This is a genomic window from Providencia sp. PROV150 (assembly GCF_028481025.1).
Taxonomy (GTDB): domain Bacteria; phylum Pseudomonadota; class Gammaproteobacteria; order Enterobacterales; family Enterobacteriaceae; genus Providencia; species Providencia hangzhouensis.
Genome location: NZ_JAMPPJ010000024.1, coordinates 1 through 15,061, shown reverse-complemented (window position 1 = coordinate 15,061; position 15,061 = coordinate 1). Strand labels below are relative to the sequence as shown.

Annotated in this window: 9 protein-coding genes; 8 read left to right on the top strand and 1 reads right to left on the bottom strand. The window is 39.7% G+C overall.

The features are described from left to right. Positions 1-154 precede the first annotated feature (154 nt). The 8 genes from PSE83_RS15205 to PSE83_RS15170 all read left to right on the top strand — a co-directional run bounded on the left by PSE83_RS15205 (position 155) and on the right by PSE83_RS15170 (position 10,320). The gene (locus PSE83_RS15205) at positions 155-1,174 is read left to right on the top strand and encodes a hypothetical protein (protein WP_004261181.1); all 1,020 of its coding nucleotides are present in this window, start codon (positions 155-157) and stop codon (positions 1,172-1,174) included. Then, positions 1,174-2,319, top strand: coding sequence for a BamA/TamA family outer membrane protein (locus PSE83_RS15200; RefSeq protein ID WP_272660967.1), 1,146 nt, complete (start codon positions 1,174-1,176; stop codon positions 2,317-2,319). Before PSE83_RS15205 ends, PSE83_RS15200 begins: the two co-directional genes overlap by 1 nt. Continuing rightward, on the top strand, positions 2,319-3,464 hold the full coding sequence (locus tag PSE83_RS15195; RefSeq protein ID WP_004261185.1) for a DUF4056 domain-containing protein: 1,146 nt from the start codon (positions 2,319-2,321) through the stop codon (positions 3,462-3,464). The genes PSE83_RS15200 and PSE83_RS15195 overlap by 1 nt, the downstream gene beginning before the upstream one ends. Before the next feature lie 492 nt (positions 3,465-3,956). Continuing rightward, complete coding sequence (locus PSE83_RS15190; RefSeq protein WP_036958345.1) at positions 3,957-4,766, top strand: protein bax; 810 nt, start codon at positions 3,957-3,959, stop codon at positions 4,764-4,766. Positions 4,767-5,221: 455 nt separating this feature from the next. Continuing rightward, positions 5,222-6,640 carry an MBOAT family O-acyltransferase gene (locus PSE83_RS15185; protein ID WP_004261191.1) on the top strand — a complete coding sequence of 473 codons (1,419 nt, stop codon included), beginning with the start codon at positions 5,222-5,224 and terminating at the stop codon, positions 6,638-6,640. Beyond that, positions 6,627-7,796 (top strand): SGNH/GDSL hydrolase family protein, encoded by a 1,170-nt coding sequence (locus PSE83_RS15180; RefSeq protein WP_036958347.1) that lies wholly within the window; start codon positions 6,627-6,629, stop codon positions 7,794-7,796. Before PSE83_RS15185 ends, PSE83_RS15180 begins: the two co-directional genes overlap by 14 nt. Beyond that, the gene (locus PSE83_RS15175) at positions 7,768-8,994 is read left to right on the top strand and encodes an SGNH/GDSL hydrolase family protein (RefSeq protein WP_004261200.1); all 1,227 of its coding nucleotides are present in this window, start codon (positions 7,768-7,770) and stop codon (positions 8,992-8,994) included. Before PSE83_RS15180 ends, PSE83_RS15175 begins: the two co-directional genes overlap by 29 nt. Before the next feature lie 507 nt (positions 8,995-9,501). Further along, positions 9,502-10,320, top strand: a complete 819-nt coding sequence (locus PSE83_RS15170; RefSeq protein ID WP_004261202.1) for a helix-turn-helix domain-containing protein — start codon at positions 9,502-9,504, stop codon at positions 10,318-10,320. A 58-nt stretch (positions 10,321-10,378) separates the two neighbouring features. On the opposite strand, the gene PSE83_RS15165 is transcribed toward PSE83_RS15170, so the two are convergent. Further along, complete coding sequence (locus PSE83_RS15165; RefSeq protein ID WP_272660975.1) at positions 10,379-15,031, bottom strand: Ig-like domain-containing protein; 4,653 nt, start codon at positions 15,029-15,031, stop codon at positions 10,379-10,381. Between the last annotated feature and the right edge of the window lie 30 nt (positions 15,032-15,061).

The window sequence follows — 15,061 nt, the reverse complement described above, 5'->3', positions numbered from 1 at the left end:
CTTAAATAAATAATTAACATACAGGTATCTAGTTTTAGATCTTCATAAAAAAGCATTAAGCGCTATCGATAAAAAAATTATCAATGTTAAAATTCCAACTATTATAGATATACCTAACTACACCTCTCTATTATCTAAAGATTGAGCCAATTTTATGAAACGCATTCAATTCAGTACTGCACTGATTCTTTCTTCTATTATGAGCATGTCTGTGAGCTTTGCCGATAGTGATCGTCCGTTATTTTCGGTCTCTGTAAGTGAGTCTGGAGTCCCACAAAGTAACAGCGAAGGCGGCATTACTCGTTCTTCTACCACAGAGTCACGAGTACTGCCGATTTGGGGCGATGAAGCCCGCGCTCGAGGGTATGATTTACCGGAACCTTTTGGGATCGGCTACGGATATATGAACCTACGTCAAGATATAAAAGTTGACAAAATAGCCTTTAAATCAGAAAAGGGCGTAAATATTCCTTTTGTTAAATTCGATTTAAATGATGACTTAATGATTAAAACAGGACATACACGCAGTAAGAATGAATCACATATGTTAAAACTCGATACTTGGGTCTTTCCATTTATGAACGTATATGGCGTTTATGGAAAAACCAAAGGAACATCAACCACAAATCTTGATAGTGTAAAAGCTCGGGTCAAAATTTTTGGCAAAGAAAATATAATTGATATCGGTAAAAATCTGCCTTTTGAATTAGATTATAAAGGAAAAACGTATGGTGGTGGTGTTACCTTCGCTGGTGGGTATAACCAATTCTTTAGTACATTAGATTTTAACTATACCAGAACAAGCCTTGATATCTTAGACGGTGACATTACTGCTTTTGTTGTAACTCCTCGGGTTGGTTATGAATTTATCTTTGAACCTTTAATCCCTGGTCAAGGTAATACAAAGCTACAAATTTGGACTGGTGCCATGTATCAAGATATTACCCAACGATTCAAAGGTGATATTAATAAACTAGATTTACCGCCTGAATTGAGTGGGTTGATGGCATTAGCGCCAGACGATGCAAAATTCGATGTTAAACAACATCTTGCCCATAAATGGAATAATACTATCGGTGCCCGTGTCGAACTCACTAGAAACTTTAATGTGTTAACAGAAGTCGGTTTTAATAACCGAAATAGTTTTTATATTTCTGGGGAATTCCGTTTTTAATGTGGCATTCGGCAATTATCCAAAGGCTGGCCTTGCTCAGCCTTTTTATTATTTTTCCCGCTAAAGCTGATTTACTCCCTGATCGCCAGCAAATCGATGGCTGGTTAAACGATCTCGGTGGAAAAAATAGCTTTGATGAAAGTAAAACTGTCGATTGGGGCGTATTACCGGGGCCATTTTATACCCCCGAAATGGGCGTTGGTATTGGTACTGCGCTGGTTGGTTTATATCGAATAGATAAAGAAGATAAACAAACCCAGCCGTCTTCTATTGGCTTAAGTGGTTTTGCGTCGTCTACAGGCGCGTTTGGCTTAAATTTTACCAATTATAATTTTATTGATAACGACCAGTGGCGGTTATTTGTTTCCGGCACCATTAACAATATTCCCACGTATTACTGGGGTAAGGGATATTCTGCAGGGAAAAACGATCACAATAAAGAAAAGTACCATTCCCAAGAATTCCAAATAACCCCAAGAGTCTTATATCAATTAGCCGATTCGACTTATATTGGTCTTGGTTGGGACTTTTCATCAATCAATGCCAGCGATCCTGATGATGGCGCCAAACAGTATTTCTCCAATTCAATTGGGGGTCGTTCGGTGTTAAATTCAGGCATTAGTGCATACTACAGTTATGACACACGAGATTTTCTGCCCAATGCCTATCATGGGCAAGCTTTTGAGGCCATCTATACTTATTTTGCGCCTAGCCTCGGTAGCGATACACGTTTCCAAACCACCCAATTACAATATGCCTATTACCATGCCTTAGCCGAAGAGACTGTTATTGCATTCGACAATTATGCGAGGTTTTCAACCGGAAATGTACCGTGGAACCAGCTATCATTACTCGGTAATGGTAACCGCATGCGCGGGTATTATGAAGGTCGTTATCGTGATAACAATATATTCACCAGCCAAATAGAACTTCGTCATAAACTCGATTGGCGTCATGGCGTTGTAGGCTGGCTAGGAACAGGAACCATGAGTGATACTGCCTCTGAATTAGGCCAAGGGCATTGGTTGCCCACCGTTGGCGTAGGCTATCGTTTTGAATTTAAACCAAGAATGAATGTTCGCTTGGATTTCGGTGTCGGCCGCAACAGTACAGGGGTATATTTTCAAGTTGGGGAGGCATTTTAATGTTCAAATGGGTTCTGGCAATGGGAATTGGACTTTTATTAGCCGCCTGCCAAAGTCATGACAAACTGGAATTACCCACTATTGAGCCTGTCATTACCCCCTATACTTTTGAAGAAGCCTCACAAAATTGGCCTGTTATTGCTTCCTTAGCCCCACCACAAGGTTTGCGCGCTTGCTGCGCCTTTGGCTACAACTTGCAAGCTGAGCTATGGGGATTACCTGTCCCGTTTTACACTATCGATAATATCGTTGAAGCAAATAGCCTAGGAGAACATCATTATAATGACAGCTTTTTAGGTGCCTCTGCGGCATTAATGGGGCTCAGTAATGAAAAAATAGGCTTACTCTATACGGATAAAAGCGGGTTTATTGATATTTCCCATGTCAGAGATACTGCAGATTATACTTTTTACTTATTTAGCCAAATTTACCCACGTCTAGGCCAACAATGGTCGTTGTCACTGAGTGAAGAATTAGCGGATAGACAAATACATTTCAGTGCATTTGAACCGCCACAATCCGCCAAACAGCGCTATACACTAAGCGCCTACTTAGCCGCAAAATTGGCTTTCCAACTCGCGGTATGGCATGAAATTGCACAGTGGTATGGCTATCAATCTGTACCGGGGTTTTCTGAAGGGGTTTCCGCATTTTCCCCTGAAGACCTGTACTCAAATTTACTTGGTTCCCGTCTCGCCTTAACTTTGATACTACAAGGCCGAGCAGGCTCTTTAGCCACTTACTCTCAATCAATGGAAAATATTCTTCCACTGGCCCTTCACCAACTCGGTAGCAAAGATAGAAAAACCACGCGAAAAATATTTGATAGCGTTGATGGTTTATGGTGGAACAGTTACCGTAGAGTACCAGAGAAATTTCTTGTTTTAACAAGAGATTACCAAACAAGTGACCAACGTTATCCTCTGATGCCCCCACAAATTATGCCATCTGAAGGATTATTTTTAACGTTGCCTGACCGCTATCTCAAATATGATTTGTCATTACTCGCACAACTGCGTTTGCTCCCTACTGGAAATATGAAACAGCTCCCCAAACCGACCTCTTATTGGACAGTGGCAGATTTTCCACAGCTGGCGGAAGATGCGAAGCAACAAGATTTACTGCAACAAATTTTAAAACCTTAAAGGGACTATTTGTGATATCCATATGACTCACCCTATAGGACTTTATCCTGACATTGTTGCGCTTAAAATTTAAGGTAAATGTCACTTTTTACTCATTTGCAGATAATAATCTTATTTCACTTTTGTCGCCTCGATAGGCTTTAATAAAACGATGGAGAACTCATTTCGGTCAAAAAATAGACCACCAACTGCTTATTTTTCAGACAAAATAACCCTATAATAACTAAATGAATTGTGTGTTTTTTACTCAAATTTAACTTAAGTAAAGCGCAAATGCCACGGGAATAAACAGTTTAATTTATCATTCATCATATGAAAATATACCAAACGAAACCATTAGGTCATTTAAAATCAATACATTCATATTAATATAAAAAAACCCACAAAATAATACAGAAGTTTCCTTAATGTCACCCGGATAAATGTAGCTCGTGAAAAATTAATCTGCTAATATTCGCTCGAATTTTGTTCAGAGATACTTAGGAGAAGCAAATGCCCTCTCGAACGATGAGGACAAACGCCGTCTTCGCTTTCTTATTTTTACTTTTATTTTCGAGCCTGAGTATGGGCTCCACCAGTACCAGCACAATGCTCAATAAAGAGTATACTAATAAAACTGTGCAACAGAATGTAAGTCAGGCTAAAACCTCACTCCCTGACTTGCGTAAATACCCTTCTGGTACGCCTCGAAAGAAAGCATTTTTGAAAACGGTTGTCCCTGTTATTGAAAAAGTGAATAAGCAGATTATGGCTGAACGTACTTGGTTGCTATCAGTACGGGCTAATAAGAAGTGGAGCGCACAAGAGTTGCGCCGTCTTGAACAAATCTGTAATAGCTATGGTATGAAATGTAGTAATCCAAAACGTTTAAATTGGAACAAACTATTGAGTCGTGTCGACATCATGCCAACACACTTAGTTGCCACACAAGCAGCAACAGAGTCTGGTTGGGGTACATCACAACTTGCTCTGCAAAACGGTAATTTATTTGGTATGCGCTGCGGTAGTGGCTGCCAGACCAAACAAGGAAAGATTAAAGGCTATTCTACATATTCTTCTGTAGAAGAGACCGTGACTGCTTATATGAAAAATATGAATACCCATAATGCTTATGAGTCACTACGTACTTCACGAGCAAAACAGCGTCTATCAAAAGATGAGCTAGATACTAAAAAGTTAATCAATGATATGAAAGGGTACTCAGAGTTAGGTTCTACTTATAACCGCTATTTACAAGAGATGTACGCGAGTAATGAAGAATTGATTACACAAGCTCAGCAAAGAGCAGCCACTCGCATTTAATTTTGTATCACCAGGTACAAGACATAAAAATCCACTTAACTAAGTGGATTTTTTTTATCCCTCACAAACCGCATTGAACTTACTTAACTCATTCGACCAATTCATTTTTTATGTTTTTTTAGATTTACTCTATTGCCTTAAATAGTTCGAGTGTTGGCGAGGCGGCAAGAGAAGCTATCTCTCGTTTTTAATCTGATGGTTTAATTGTCTTTTATTGGGTATTTCAGTTTCACCACATTGCTCTAAATAGTTCGAGTGGTGGCGAGGCGGCAAGAGAAGCTATCCCTAGGAGCATACATAAGTATGTGACTAGGGTAGCTGAACGTAGCCAACAAAGTCACCGCTCGAAATATGACGAGCAATACGACAAGCAATATTCTGATTGCATAGAAAAAGAGATCAAATATCATATACCCTAACCTTCTAACAAAATAATTAACATCTTTGAGTCTAATATGAATTTCTTCTCTTTTGAGTTTCTTGGCTCTTTCTTGATTTTTTTTCTTATTTATTGGGGTTGTCAGCCCAGTGCAAAGTTACAAAATGGCTTATTAATCACTGCTAGCTATTTTTTTGTTTATTCATTTAGTCCTGACTTTGCTTATATCTTATTTAGCTACACACTGATTATTTATTTGCTTACCAACGTGGCAACCAATTGGCTCTCTAGTCGATGGATATACGGTATTCTTACCGCTGTCATTGTTGGCTTCTTTACCACCTTTAAATATTACTCATTCTTCCAAGAGACTATTCAGCAAACACTCGATAAATTTGGTTTTAGTGTTGGTCTTCCTATATTGGAAATACTCGCACCACTTGGACTCTCATTTTATGTATTCCATTCGGTAAGCTATACGGTATCAGTTTGTCGCAAAGAAATTCCTAAAGCCGATTTCTTTGATGTAACATTGTATCTTGCATTTTTTCCGAGCATCGTCGCAGGGCCAATCAACCGCGCGAAGAACTTTCTTCCCCAAATACAAGCGGAAAGCCGTGAGGTTTTAGATCCTCGAAAAGCGATATTGCTTATTTCATTAGCACTAGTGAAATTGTTTTTATTTAGCTCTTACTTGTCTGAAAATTTTGTAAATCCAGTCTTTGATTCTCCCGTGGGTTACAATGCGGGAGAGATCCTAGTAGCAACCTATGCCTATGCTTGGAATATTTACTTTAACTTCTCAGGTTATACCAATCTGGTGACGGGCATCGCGTTATTATTAGGATTTAGAGTCCCTGTTAACTTTAATGCGCCTTATTTAGCTGCAAATTTAAAAGAGTTTTGGGCCCGTTGGCACATCAGCTTATCTACATTTATTCGCGACTATATTTATATCCCCCTAGGCGGTAACCGCAAAGGTTTTAGCCGTATGAATACCAATGTATTCCTTGCGATGGTCATTTCAGGGTTATGGCATGGTGCAGCAATGACATTTGTAGTTTGGGGAGCCATTCATGGATTAGGAATTGTGCTACTCAATCTTAAGAGTTTATGCATGGAAAAATTAGGATGGACCCAAGTGATTCCTAATAAAACATTATCCGTTTGGGTGTCACGAATTATTACTTTCCATTTTGTCTGCTTTGCATGGATTTTCTTCCGTAGCCCCTCATTTGATGATGCCCTGTTAATGGCCAATCAAATCATTGCACCTGGTTTTATTGCTTCAATTAATGCAAGCCTAGGCTTACTAATCGCATTTTGGCTACTACTGATTACCTACCCTTATTTTGTACAAGGCTACCATTATGTGGCAAAAAAATACCAAACCATTCCTTGGTATTATTATCCTATTCCGCTCGCGATTATTCTAACTATTATGTTTATGCTTTCTCCTTCAGGTATGCCGGGGTTTATTTATGCTAACTTCTGAGTTTAAAAATACCCTAATCAAAGTTGGGCAGATTTTATTTATTGTCCTAATTGCTGGCCTATTATTAATTTGGTTGAATCAAAGCTCACTAGAACGATTTTGGCAGCAAAAATATCACCAAGATACCCCATGGGCGAAAATGGCAGGGAATCCTATCTGGGATTATGGTGCTTACTTACATGATGGTGCGCTTGAAGCAGGAAGCTTATTCACTTATTACGCATCAGGGCAAAAAGCGCAGGAAGACAAACAAGCCGCAGAGCTTGAACTGGCCAATAAAGATAAAAAACTCAGTTTCCCCAAAGAGTTTCAAATTGGTCTTCATTTCGTAAATGGCTATATTTATCCAGCTGAAAGCTTATCGATTACTTTCCCTGAGCGGCTTAAACGACCACAAGTTAGAGAGAAAAACCAGAAAATTAACTTTGGTGGTTTTACAATCAAAAAAGATCAGCCAATCGTGGCAAAACATATTGCCAATATCGAAAAGGGCCAACAAGTCCTGTTCGCGGGGGACTCCATGATGCAAGGCGTCGCTCCACATGTTAAAAACATGCTCTTGAAAAAATATAATATCGATAGCATTAATCTAAGCAAGCAAAGTACAGGACTGGCGTATCCACGCTTTTTCAATTGGCCCCAAACCATTGCTAAGGCATTGAATGATAACCCCAACATTAAGGTTTTAGTCGTTTTTTTAGGACCTAACGACCCTTGGGATATGCCACCACAAACGGGTTATAAATACGTCAAATTTAAAAGTGAAGATTGGGAAAAAGTGTACCGTGAACGAATTGGTGATATAATATCGACCGCTCGCCAGCACAATGTTGATGTTATTTGGGTTGGGCCTCCTAATATGCGTAAAAATACGCTCTCCGATGGCATGAAATTCTTAAGTAGCCTCTACCAATCTGAAGTTGAAGACAACGGTGAAATTTACTTTTCGGTCAATGATGTCTTTAAATATAAAGGCGATACCTATTCTGACTATATCGGTGATGCGAGTAGTACCATTAAATTGCGAAGTGGTGACGGGATCCATTTCAGCGGAAAAGGTCAACAATTGATTGCTGAAAAAGTATTCTCACTCATTCATTTCGAAGAAGAGGAAGAAAAGGAACCTCATGAAACTGAACAAACTGTGTCAAGCTAAGTCCAAAATATTGGCGGGTAGCGTGATTGCGCTTTTGTCGCTGGGCTTATTGTCTTGCCAGAACACATCAGACAAAACTCGCACGACTAGCCTGCCTAAAGGACAGCCAGTCGTTGCACAAGGGCAGTTGGTCAATAACGCAGAGCCTAATTTGCCACAGTTGGCAAATAAGTTGCGCCAAGGCAACCAACAAGTTCACATTGTCCAAATTGGTGATTCACATACAGCCGCTGACTTTTTCAGCGGTAATTTAAGAACATTATTTCAGCAACGTTATGGTGACGCGGGTCCAGGCTTCATTCCTCCGATTTCGGTACCTGGACAACGAACAGCGACCATTAACCGTATGAGCGAAAAGAAAGAGTGGTCACTGGCTTCAAGCCGCAAAGATGAACGCTTTGATTACCCACTTGGTGGGCTAATTGCCGAGCCACAAGCAGCCAACAGTAAAGTAGTGCTCAAGCCTTTACAGCCTGCGCTAGGTGCTTATCAGCTACAAACTCTATACCAAAGCACAAGTGACTCACAAATGCGTGTCGCTCCTGCAGTCTCCCCCAATGTTGCATTGCCAGCCACAGGCAACCAGTGGGTATTTTCGTCCCCTGTAAATACCCAGCTTCCAGCCCAAGTTACTGTTAATAAAGGTGATGGGTTGAAAATTGGTGGGTGGTTAGTGCGTTCGCAAAAACCAGGAGTAATGTTTTCAGCTCTTGGGCTCAATGGTGCAACACTGAGTATGACAGATAAATGGCAACCACAATGGAGCGAAACCTTAGCTCAAATGTCCCCTGATATGGTGATTTTAGCCTATGGAACCAATGAAGCTTTTAACGATACATTAGATTTAGCCGCTTACGAGCAAAATTTACGCGCCAAAATTCGCTTAATTCGCCAACAAATGCCAAATAGCGTTATTTTACTTATCGGCCCGAATGATTCACTTAAATTTAATGATGCGGCGAGTTGCCAAGCTCAGATGCCAGTGAATTTAACGAGTGTGATTCAAATTCAAAAGGCGGTTGCCGCTCAGGAAAATACGCTATTTTGGGACTGGCAAGCCTTCATGGGTGGCCCTTGTTCAATTCGCACATGGGCAGCACAAGATTTAGCACGACCTGACAATGTGCACCTCTCCGTCGAAGGTTATAAGAAGAGCGCACAAGGCCTATATAGTCAGTTAAACCAAATATTGAATTGATTACTGGTCCAACGCACGATAAGGCAGAAGTATATTCAACGTACTCTGCCTTTTTATTTACTCCTACTATTTTTTAATGTTAAGCACCTAATAGTTGTCATTTCACTTTGTTTTTTTCTTACTTATCTTTTTTTTACTCTAAAAACATAATTCCAATATTAAAATAAAAATAATTATTTTAAATAAAAACAATGAGTTAAAATAATGACTCTCGGAATATTACTGACTCGTTAAGAATTTATTGTTCTCTCTCAAAAACATAAAAAATCGTGACCAGTAATTAAATCAATATACCCTATATAAAATTAGTATCCCTGCGTTCCTTTTAATAAACCACATCGCTATACACTGAAGTTTATTAAGTCAGGAAGTAATAACAAATCGATCTTTCAGCTTATGCAAGCTCAAGGTTTGTTGTTAAAAATATGGAAGCCGTGAACAATTCTTTGACACAACCAGAATAATTTTACGGTAATAATCGTAGGTAATATTTATTTAGGTTCAAAAATGTCGACTAATTTCTGTGTTAAATCGTTTCATACCTATATTGAAACCCTATCAAATAAAATAAAAAATAGCTTTTATCTAACTCACTCTCTACTATTTAAAGTGAGGTCTGGCGAAATTGAAATACGGATAGAAGAAGGCCCATGGCAAATACTAACGGCTGCAGATATCTGTTTTCTCCCCAAAGGATCTTCAATTGAGATAATCAATCTTGATAATCACAATCTGCTGGCTGTAGATGTACTTCCAATGACCACCGATATGTTAAAATCCTTTTACCAACAGCATGCAGCATTATTTATTAATAAGAAAAAGACACACTCAATAAGCCAAATTTGTTGTACTAGCTTACAAGAAAACCCGATTATTGAAGATGTATTTCATTCTGCAATTAAAGAAGCTAACTCACCGACCAGCCATAATGTTATTCATATTCATTTAAACTTTATTCTATCATTTTTTTTACTGGTGAATGAATTTACCTCTACATTATATGCCTCAATGAATATCTCGATAAAAGATAAAGTGTATGACTTAATTTTTCATAGCGCAGGTAAACAATGCCATACTCTAGATACTATCGCAAAAAAACTCCATATGAGTCCTTCAACCCTTAAACGACGACTAGCCAGTGAATATACAAGTTTTTCCAAAATTAGCTTAATGTCCCGAATGAACAAAGCAATGATATTATCTAGAACAGAAAATATGCCTATGACACGTATCGCCCAAGAAGTCGGCTATGATGATGTCCCTTATTTTTTACTGGCATTTAAAAGCTTTCATGCGCAGCCAAGCTTCCCCCATTCCTTGATTTAGTACTTTATTCACCTTTAAACTTTAGCCTTACCATTTTCATGGTAGGGCTATTATTCAATTAAAAATAGTGTTCCTCGATATCAGATGGAAGCGCTAAGGTATCTATTGGCGGGATATCCACCTGAGTACCGCCTGTATTATCTATTGGCGTTACAGTTGCATCGGGCAAATCGGAATAAATAGTAAGATTACCTTGAACCTGTGCCTGATTTCCTGCCTGATCATATACATTAACTTCATAGTCATGCACCCCCTCCGCTAATGGGTTCAACACCGAGATCTCCCATTGGCCTAATTTATTCGCTTTTTGTTCATAGGTATGATTATCAATGGTTAAAAATACATGAGTGTCTGGCTCCGTTGTCCCACTGAATTTTGGCGTATTAATATTAGTTATATCATCGCCTTTTTCGCCAGAGTCAGTCATAACATCTAAGTGACCAACAAGCTCAGGGGCTTTAGTATCAATAGTCACCTTTCCTGATTGCTGTGCCTGATTACCCGCTTGATCGTATGCATTAATTTCATAGTCATACACACCCTCAGCTAATGGGTTCGACACCGAGATCTCCCATTGGCCTAATTTATTCGCTTTTTGTTCATAGGTATGATTATCAATGGTTAAAAATACCTGAGTGTCTGGCTCCGTTGTCCCACTGAATTTTGGCGTATTAATATTAGTTATATCATCGCCTTTTTCGCCAGAGTCAGTCATAACATCTAAGTGGCCAACAAGCTCAGGGGCTTTAGTATCAATCGTCATTTGCCCTGTAAGCGCCTGCCTATTTCCCACGGCATCTTTAACTTCAATACGATAATCATAGGTTTTATCAATCAAGGCATCAGTAACAGATATCGCCCAGTTTCCTTTTTCATCCGCCACCCCTTGATAGATTTTACCGTCAATTTCAAGCGCAATAACTGCCTCAGCCTCTGTCACCCCACTAAATTTTGGCTTATTGATATTCGTTATATTATCGCCCTTGTGGCTTGAGTCAGTGGTGTTATTTAGCCCCCCTAAAATTTCTGGCGCTTGAGTATCAACAGTAATTTTTCCGGTTAAATTGTCTGCCCCTAAGTTCCCGGCAATGTCAGTTACCCTTATATGATAATCATGTGTCCCATCGCTTAGTGGTTCTGTTAACGTAAAGCTCCACTCCCCTTGTTTATCAGCAAGGATATTCTTGTAGATCTCTTGACCAACTGTGATTTCCAAATAAGCGCTAGGCTCTGCAATCCCAGCAAAAGTCGGCCTCGTCATACTGGTTAAAATATTCGGTTTAGTACTGGAGTCTATAGGATCTACCACACCACCAATAAGGTAATCAGGTGCTAATGTATCAATCACCAATTGCCCAGAAACTTGTCCTTTAATACCTTTAATATTATCAATCGCAAAAATGACATAATCATGAAGACCTTCACTTAACTCAGTATCAACGTGAATAGACCACTCCCCTTTTTCATTAGCGATAGTTTCAAATGTTGAGGCAATTTTATTATCGAAAACTAATCGGATTATCGCATTCGGCTCAGTTATCCCAGTAAATATAGGCTTATTTATATTTGTACAATTATCATCCAGAATGCCCGAATCTGAGTCTGACGTTAACCCTCCGGTCGCCACAGCAATGGTTTTTACTGTAAAATTGCCTGAAATAGGTTGTAGACTAATTTGGCCAAAAATGTCTTGAGCTTCGATTTCATACGAGTAAGTTCCCTCAGCAAGGGCCTCCTTATCAGATAATTTAATCTGCCAGTTACCATCATGATCAGCGGTCGTACGATAAATATTTCCATTGATCGTCAAGCGTACTTCCGAATTGGCTTTGGTTGTTCCATTAAATGTTGGTTGGTTAACATGAATAGTGCCGCCATTTGATGATTGTTCGTCTAATACCGCATTCAATACTGGAGGAGTAATGTCATATACCAAATCAAACTCAAACTGCGTTTCACGATTAGCTAAATCCTTTGCCGTAACCGATAATTGAATTTTTTCACCATCCTTAATACCTACAGGAACAACATCACTGGGTAATTTCAGCTGCCAACCCCCCTGATTATTTGCCTTTGTCGTACCAAGTATTTTTCCATTTATGTCTTTGATGGTAATCAGACTTGCGACACTTGTCGTACCCGTGAGTGTTAAATCATTTTGGTTGAAAAGTAATTTGCCATCTTTCTCAGAAATTAATTGTTTATCATTCACACCAAATTCAATACTTGGGGCAGTCTTACCGGATTCATCACTGAGCACTTTAATAATTACTTCATGCTCAGTTTTATTACCCGCGATATCAAATGCAGTTATTTTTGCCACATGCTCGCCGTCAGGTAATGCCAGCTCATTAGCAAAAACTGTTTTAGAGCCATTATATTTAGTTTTTAGCTTATTATGTCGAGTCGTTTTTCCATTCACGTTTATCAAGTAATAATCCATATTTCCATTATAAGTGAAAACTAATTTAGGATTGGTTACATTCGCAACTTGTGTACCCGCATGAAGTTGCTCCTCAGCAACCTGAAAATGATTAAATATGGGTGCCTTAGTAAGGATATTAAGTGTTGTTTGCCCAACTGAAACTGTACCATCGTCTTGGATAAAACTAATATGGTAAGCGCCATCCCCTTTAATCGGCACTTCGAAACGCCACTCTCCCTGATCATTGGCTTGAATAGGATAACTATTACCATTTACTTTGGCTGAGATCGTGCCACCGGCTGTTATTTTGCCTTTATAAACGGGTTTTTTATGATTGGTATAGTGGTTACCGATTTGGCCAGAATCTGTATCTGGGTCAAGGTAAAACTTGAAATCACTGATAAATACAGAAGAAGATACTTCCCTTACCGAACCATAAACATCTTTAAATGTGAGAGTATAGGGGACTTCTCCTAAAGGAAGCTGGACATCGTCGGGGACTTTGAAATTCCATGAGCTTCTGCTTTTACCAAAAGCTATTGAATAAGTTTTTCCACCAATAAAAATGGTCCCTGTAAGCTCATCTCTATCCGATGCCCCTGAAATCTTTCCCTGTAACTTTGGGGAACGACTTGAGCTTAGTGAGTTATCAACTTCCCCAGTGCTACTCGACTCTGCCGCAACTTGAAATGCCACATTTAAAACGCAATCCTTTATTTGAATCCCTTTTTCTTCAATCACCTTTTCTGTCGTCAACCCAGCTGGAGACGTTGCAATTAATACCGAATTATCAAGGTCATAACGGCGATCCACTTTAAGAAAACCTGGCGATAAGCTAAAAGACCAATTTCCATCGTTATCAATCTTTGTAATGGGAAATGCATACTCATGATTCTGGCTCAATCTAAATTTAAATTGTAAACTTGAACCAGGGGTTACTTTTCCTTGGAAAGTCGCCATCAAATCATTAGTCGATTTCTCACCATAAAATTTACCTTTATTCCAAGGTGAAGCCAGAGCAGCATCGGTAATCTCCGGTTTACTCGAATTAATCGTCAGTGTGTCTATTGTTTCAAATTGATTATTTGCCGTATCCGTAACGGTAACTTTATAATCACCAATAAAATCTTTTGGTAATTCATTGGGTAAAGATAAACTCCAGAAACCGTTGTTATCAACAACTGTCGAAACCGACTCATTATTTAGTTCCAGTGTGATTTCACTCCCCGGCTCACTTTTTCCTGTAAAAACAGGTTTACGATGTGCAGTAATAAAGTTTCCTTTAGTTCCTGTATCTGTCTCTGTACTTAATTCAATTGTGGATGTAGGAGCAGTAGTATCAATAAAAATATTCCCAGTAATATCCTTTGTTTGCCCATTTATTGGGTGTTCCGCCGTCACAAGATACTGGCAGTTCCCTTCAGTGAGCTCTTTAACTTGGATTTCCCAATTTCCAGTGACTTTATCTGCCAATGTAGAGAAACTTTCATTCCCGATGGTCAATCTAACTTTAGCCCCCACCGTGGCGTTCCCAGTAAATTTAGGCGCTTTAATATTAGTGATATAGTCACCTTGCTTTCCACTATCATAAGCAGCATCTAATGTGGCGGTTAGAGTCGGGGGGTGAATGTCTCCAGATCCTACTGATGAGGGCAGGTATGTAAAACTCTGACTAATTGTCTCTTTGTTACCAGCAGCGTCCTCTGCGATGACCTTGTAGTGATTATCCTTGCCTTCATTCGCATCAACATCAAAAATCAGAGACCATTTTCCTTGGCTATCGGCGTAAACCGTTTTAATTTGTCCTTTAAACTCAGCGGTAATTTTACTTTCGGGATCTGCTTCTCCACTAATTTGTGGCCGTTTTGAGTAGGTTATCAACGCATTCGAATTGTCTTGGCTCGCTGGGTCTAAGTGTGCAGTCAGCGTGATATTGCTATCGACAATAAACTGCCCGTTGGACGTCCCGATATTTCCGACAGTATCGGTCACACTCACTTGATAATCATACTCACCGTCTTGATTGACTGCGGGTAATGCCACTTGCCACTGCCCGTCTTTATCAGCAAGGGTGCTGTACTCCTGCCCCGCAAACTGGATCACTACCGCCGATTGCGGTTTGGTTATTCCTTCCAGTGTGACCGCTTGGTGCTGCGTAAGATTGTCCCCTTTGGCACCGGAGTCGCTGCTTTCGGTGAGATTCGCAGTCGCAGCCGGTAGCGTCGTGTCGACCCATACCGTCTCGCTGATTTTCTCGCTATTTCCCGCAATATCGGTGACCTGCACCTTGAGCAAGTGGCTTCCGGACGCGAGCGG

What these genes read in the sequence shown, in the direction of transcription:
- PSE83_RS15205 (WP_004261181.1), top strand. Translation starts at nt 155, where the DNA reads ATGAAACGCATTCAATTCAGTACTGCACTGATTCTTTCTTCTATTATG.
- PSE83_RS15200 (WP_272660967.1), top strand. Translation starts at nt 1,174, where the DNA reads ATGTGGCATTCGGCAATTATCCAAAGGCTGGCCTTGCTCAGCCTTTTT.
- PSE83_RS15195 (WP_004261185.1), top strand. Translation starts at nt 2,319, where the DNA reads ATGTTCAAATGGGTTCTGGCAATGGGAATTGGACTTTTATTAGCCGCC.
- PSE83_RS15190 (WP_036958345.1), top strand. Translation starts at nt 3,957, where the DNA reads ATGCCCTCTCGAACGATGAGGACAAACGCCGTCTTCGCTTTCTTATTT.
- PSE83_RS15185 (WP_004261191.1), top strand. Translation starts at nt 5,222, where the DNA reads ATGAATTTCTTCTCTTTTGAGTTTCTTGGCTCTTTCTTGATTTTTTTT.
- PSE83_RS15180 (WP_036958347.1), top strand. Translation starts at nt 6,627, where the DNA reads ATGCTAACTTCTGAGTTTAAAAATACCCTAATCAAAGTTGGGCAGATT.
- PSE83_RS15175 (WP_004261200.1), top strand. Translation starts at nt 7,768, where the DNA reads ATGAAACTGAACAAACTGTGTCAAGCTAAGTCCAAAATATTGGCGGGT.
- PSE83_RS15170 (WP_004261202.1), top strand. Translation starts at nt 9,502, where the DNA reads ATGTCGACTAATTTCTGTGTTAAATCGTTTCATACCTATATTGAAACC.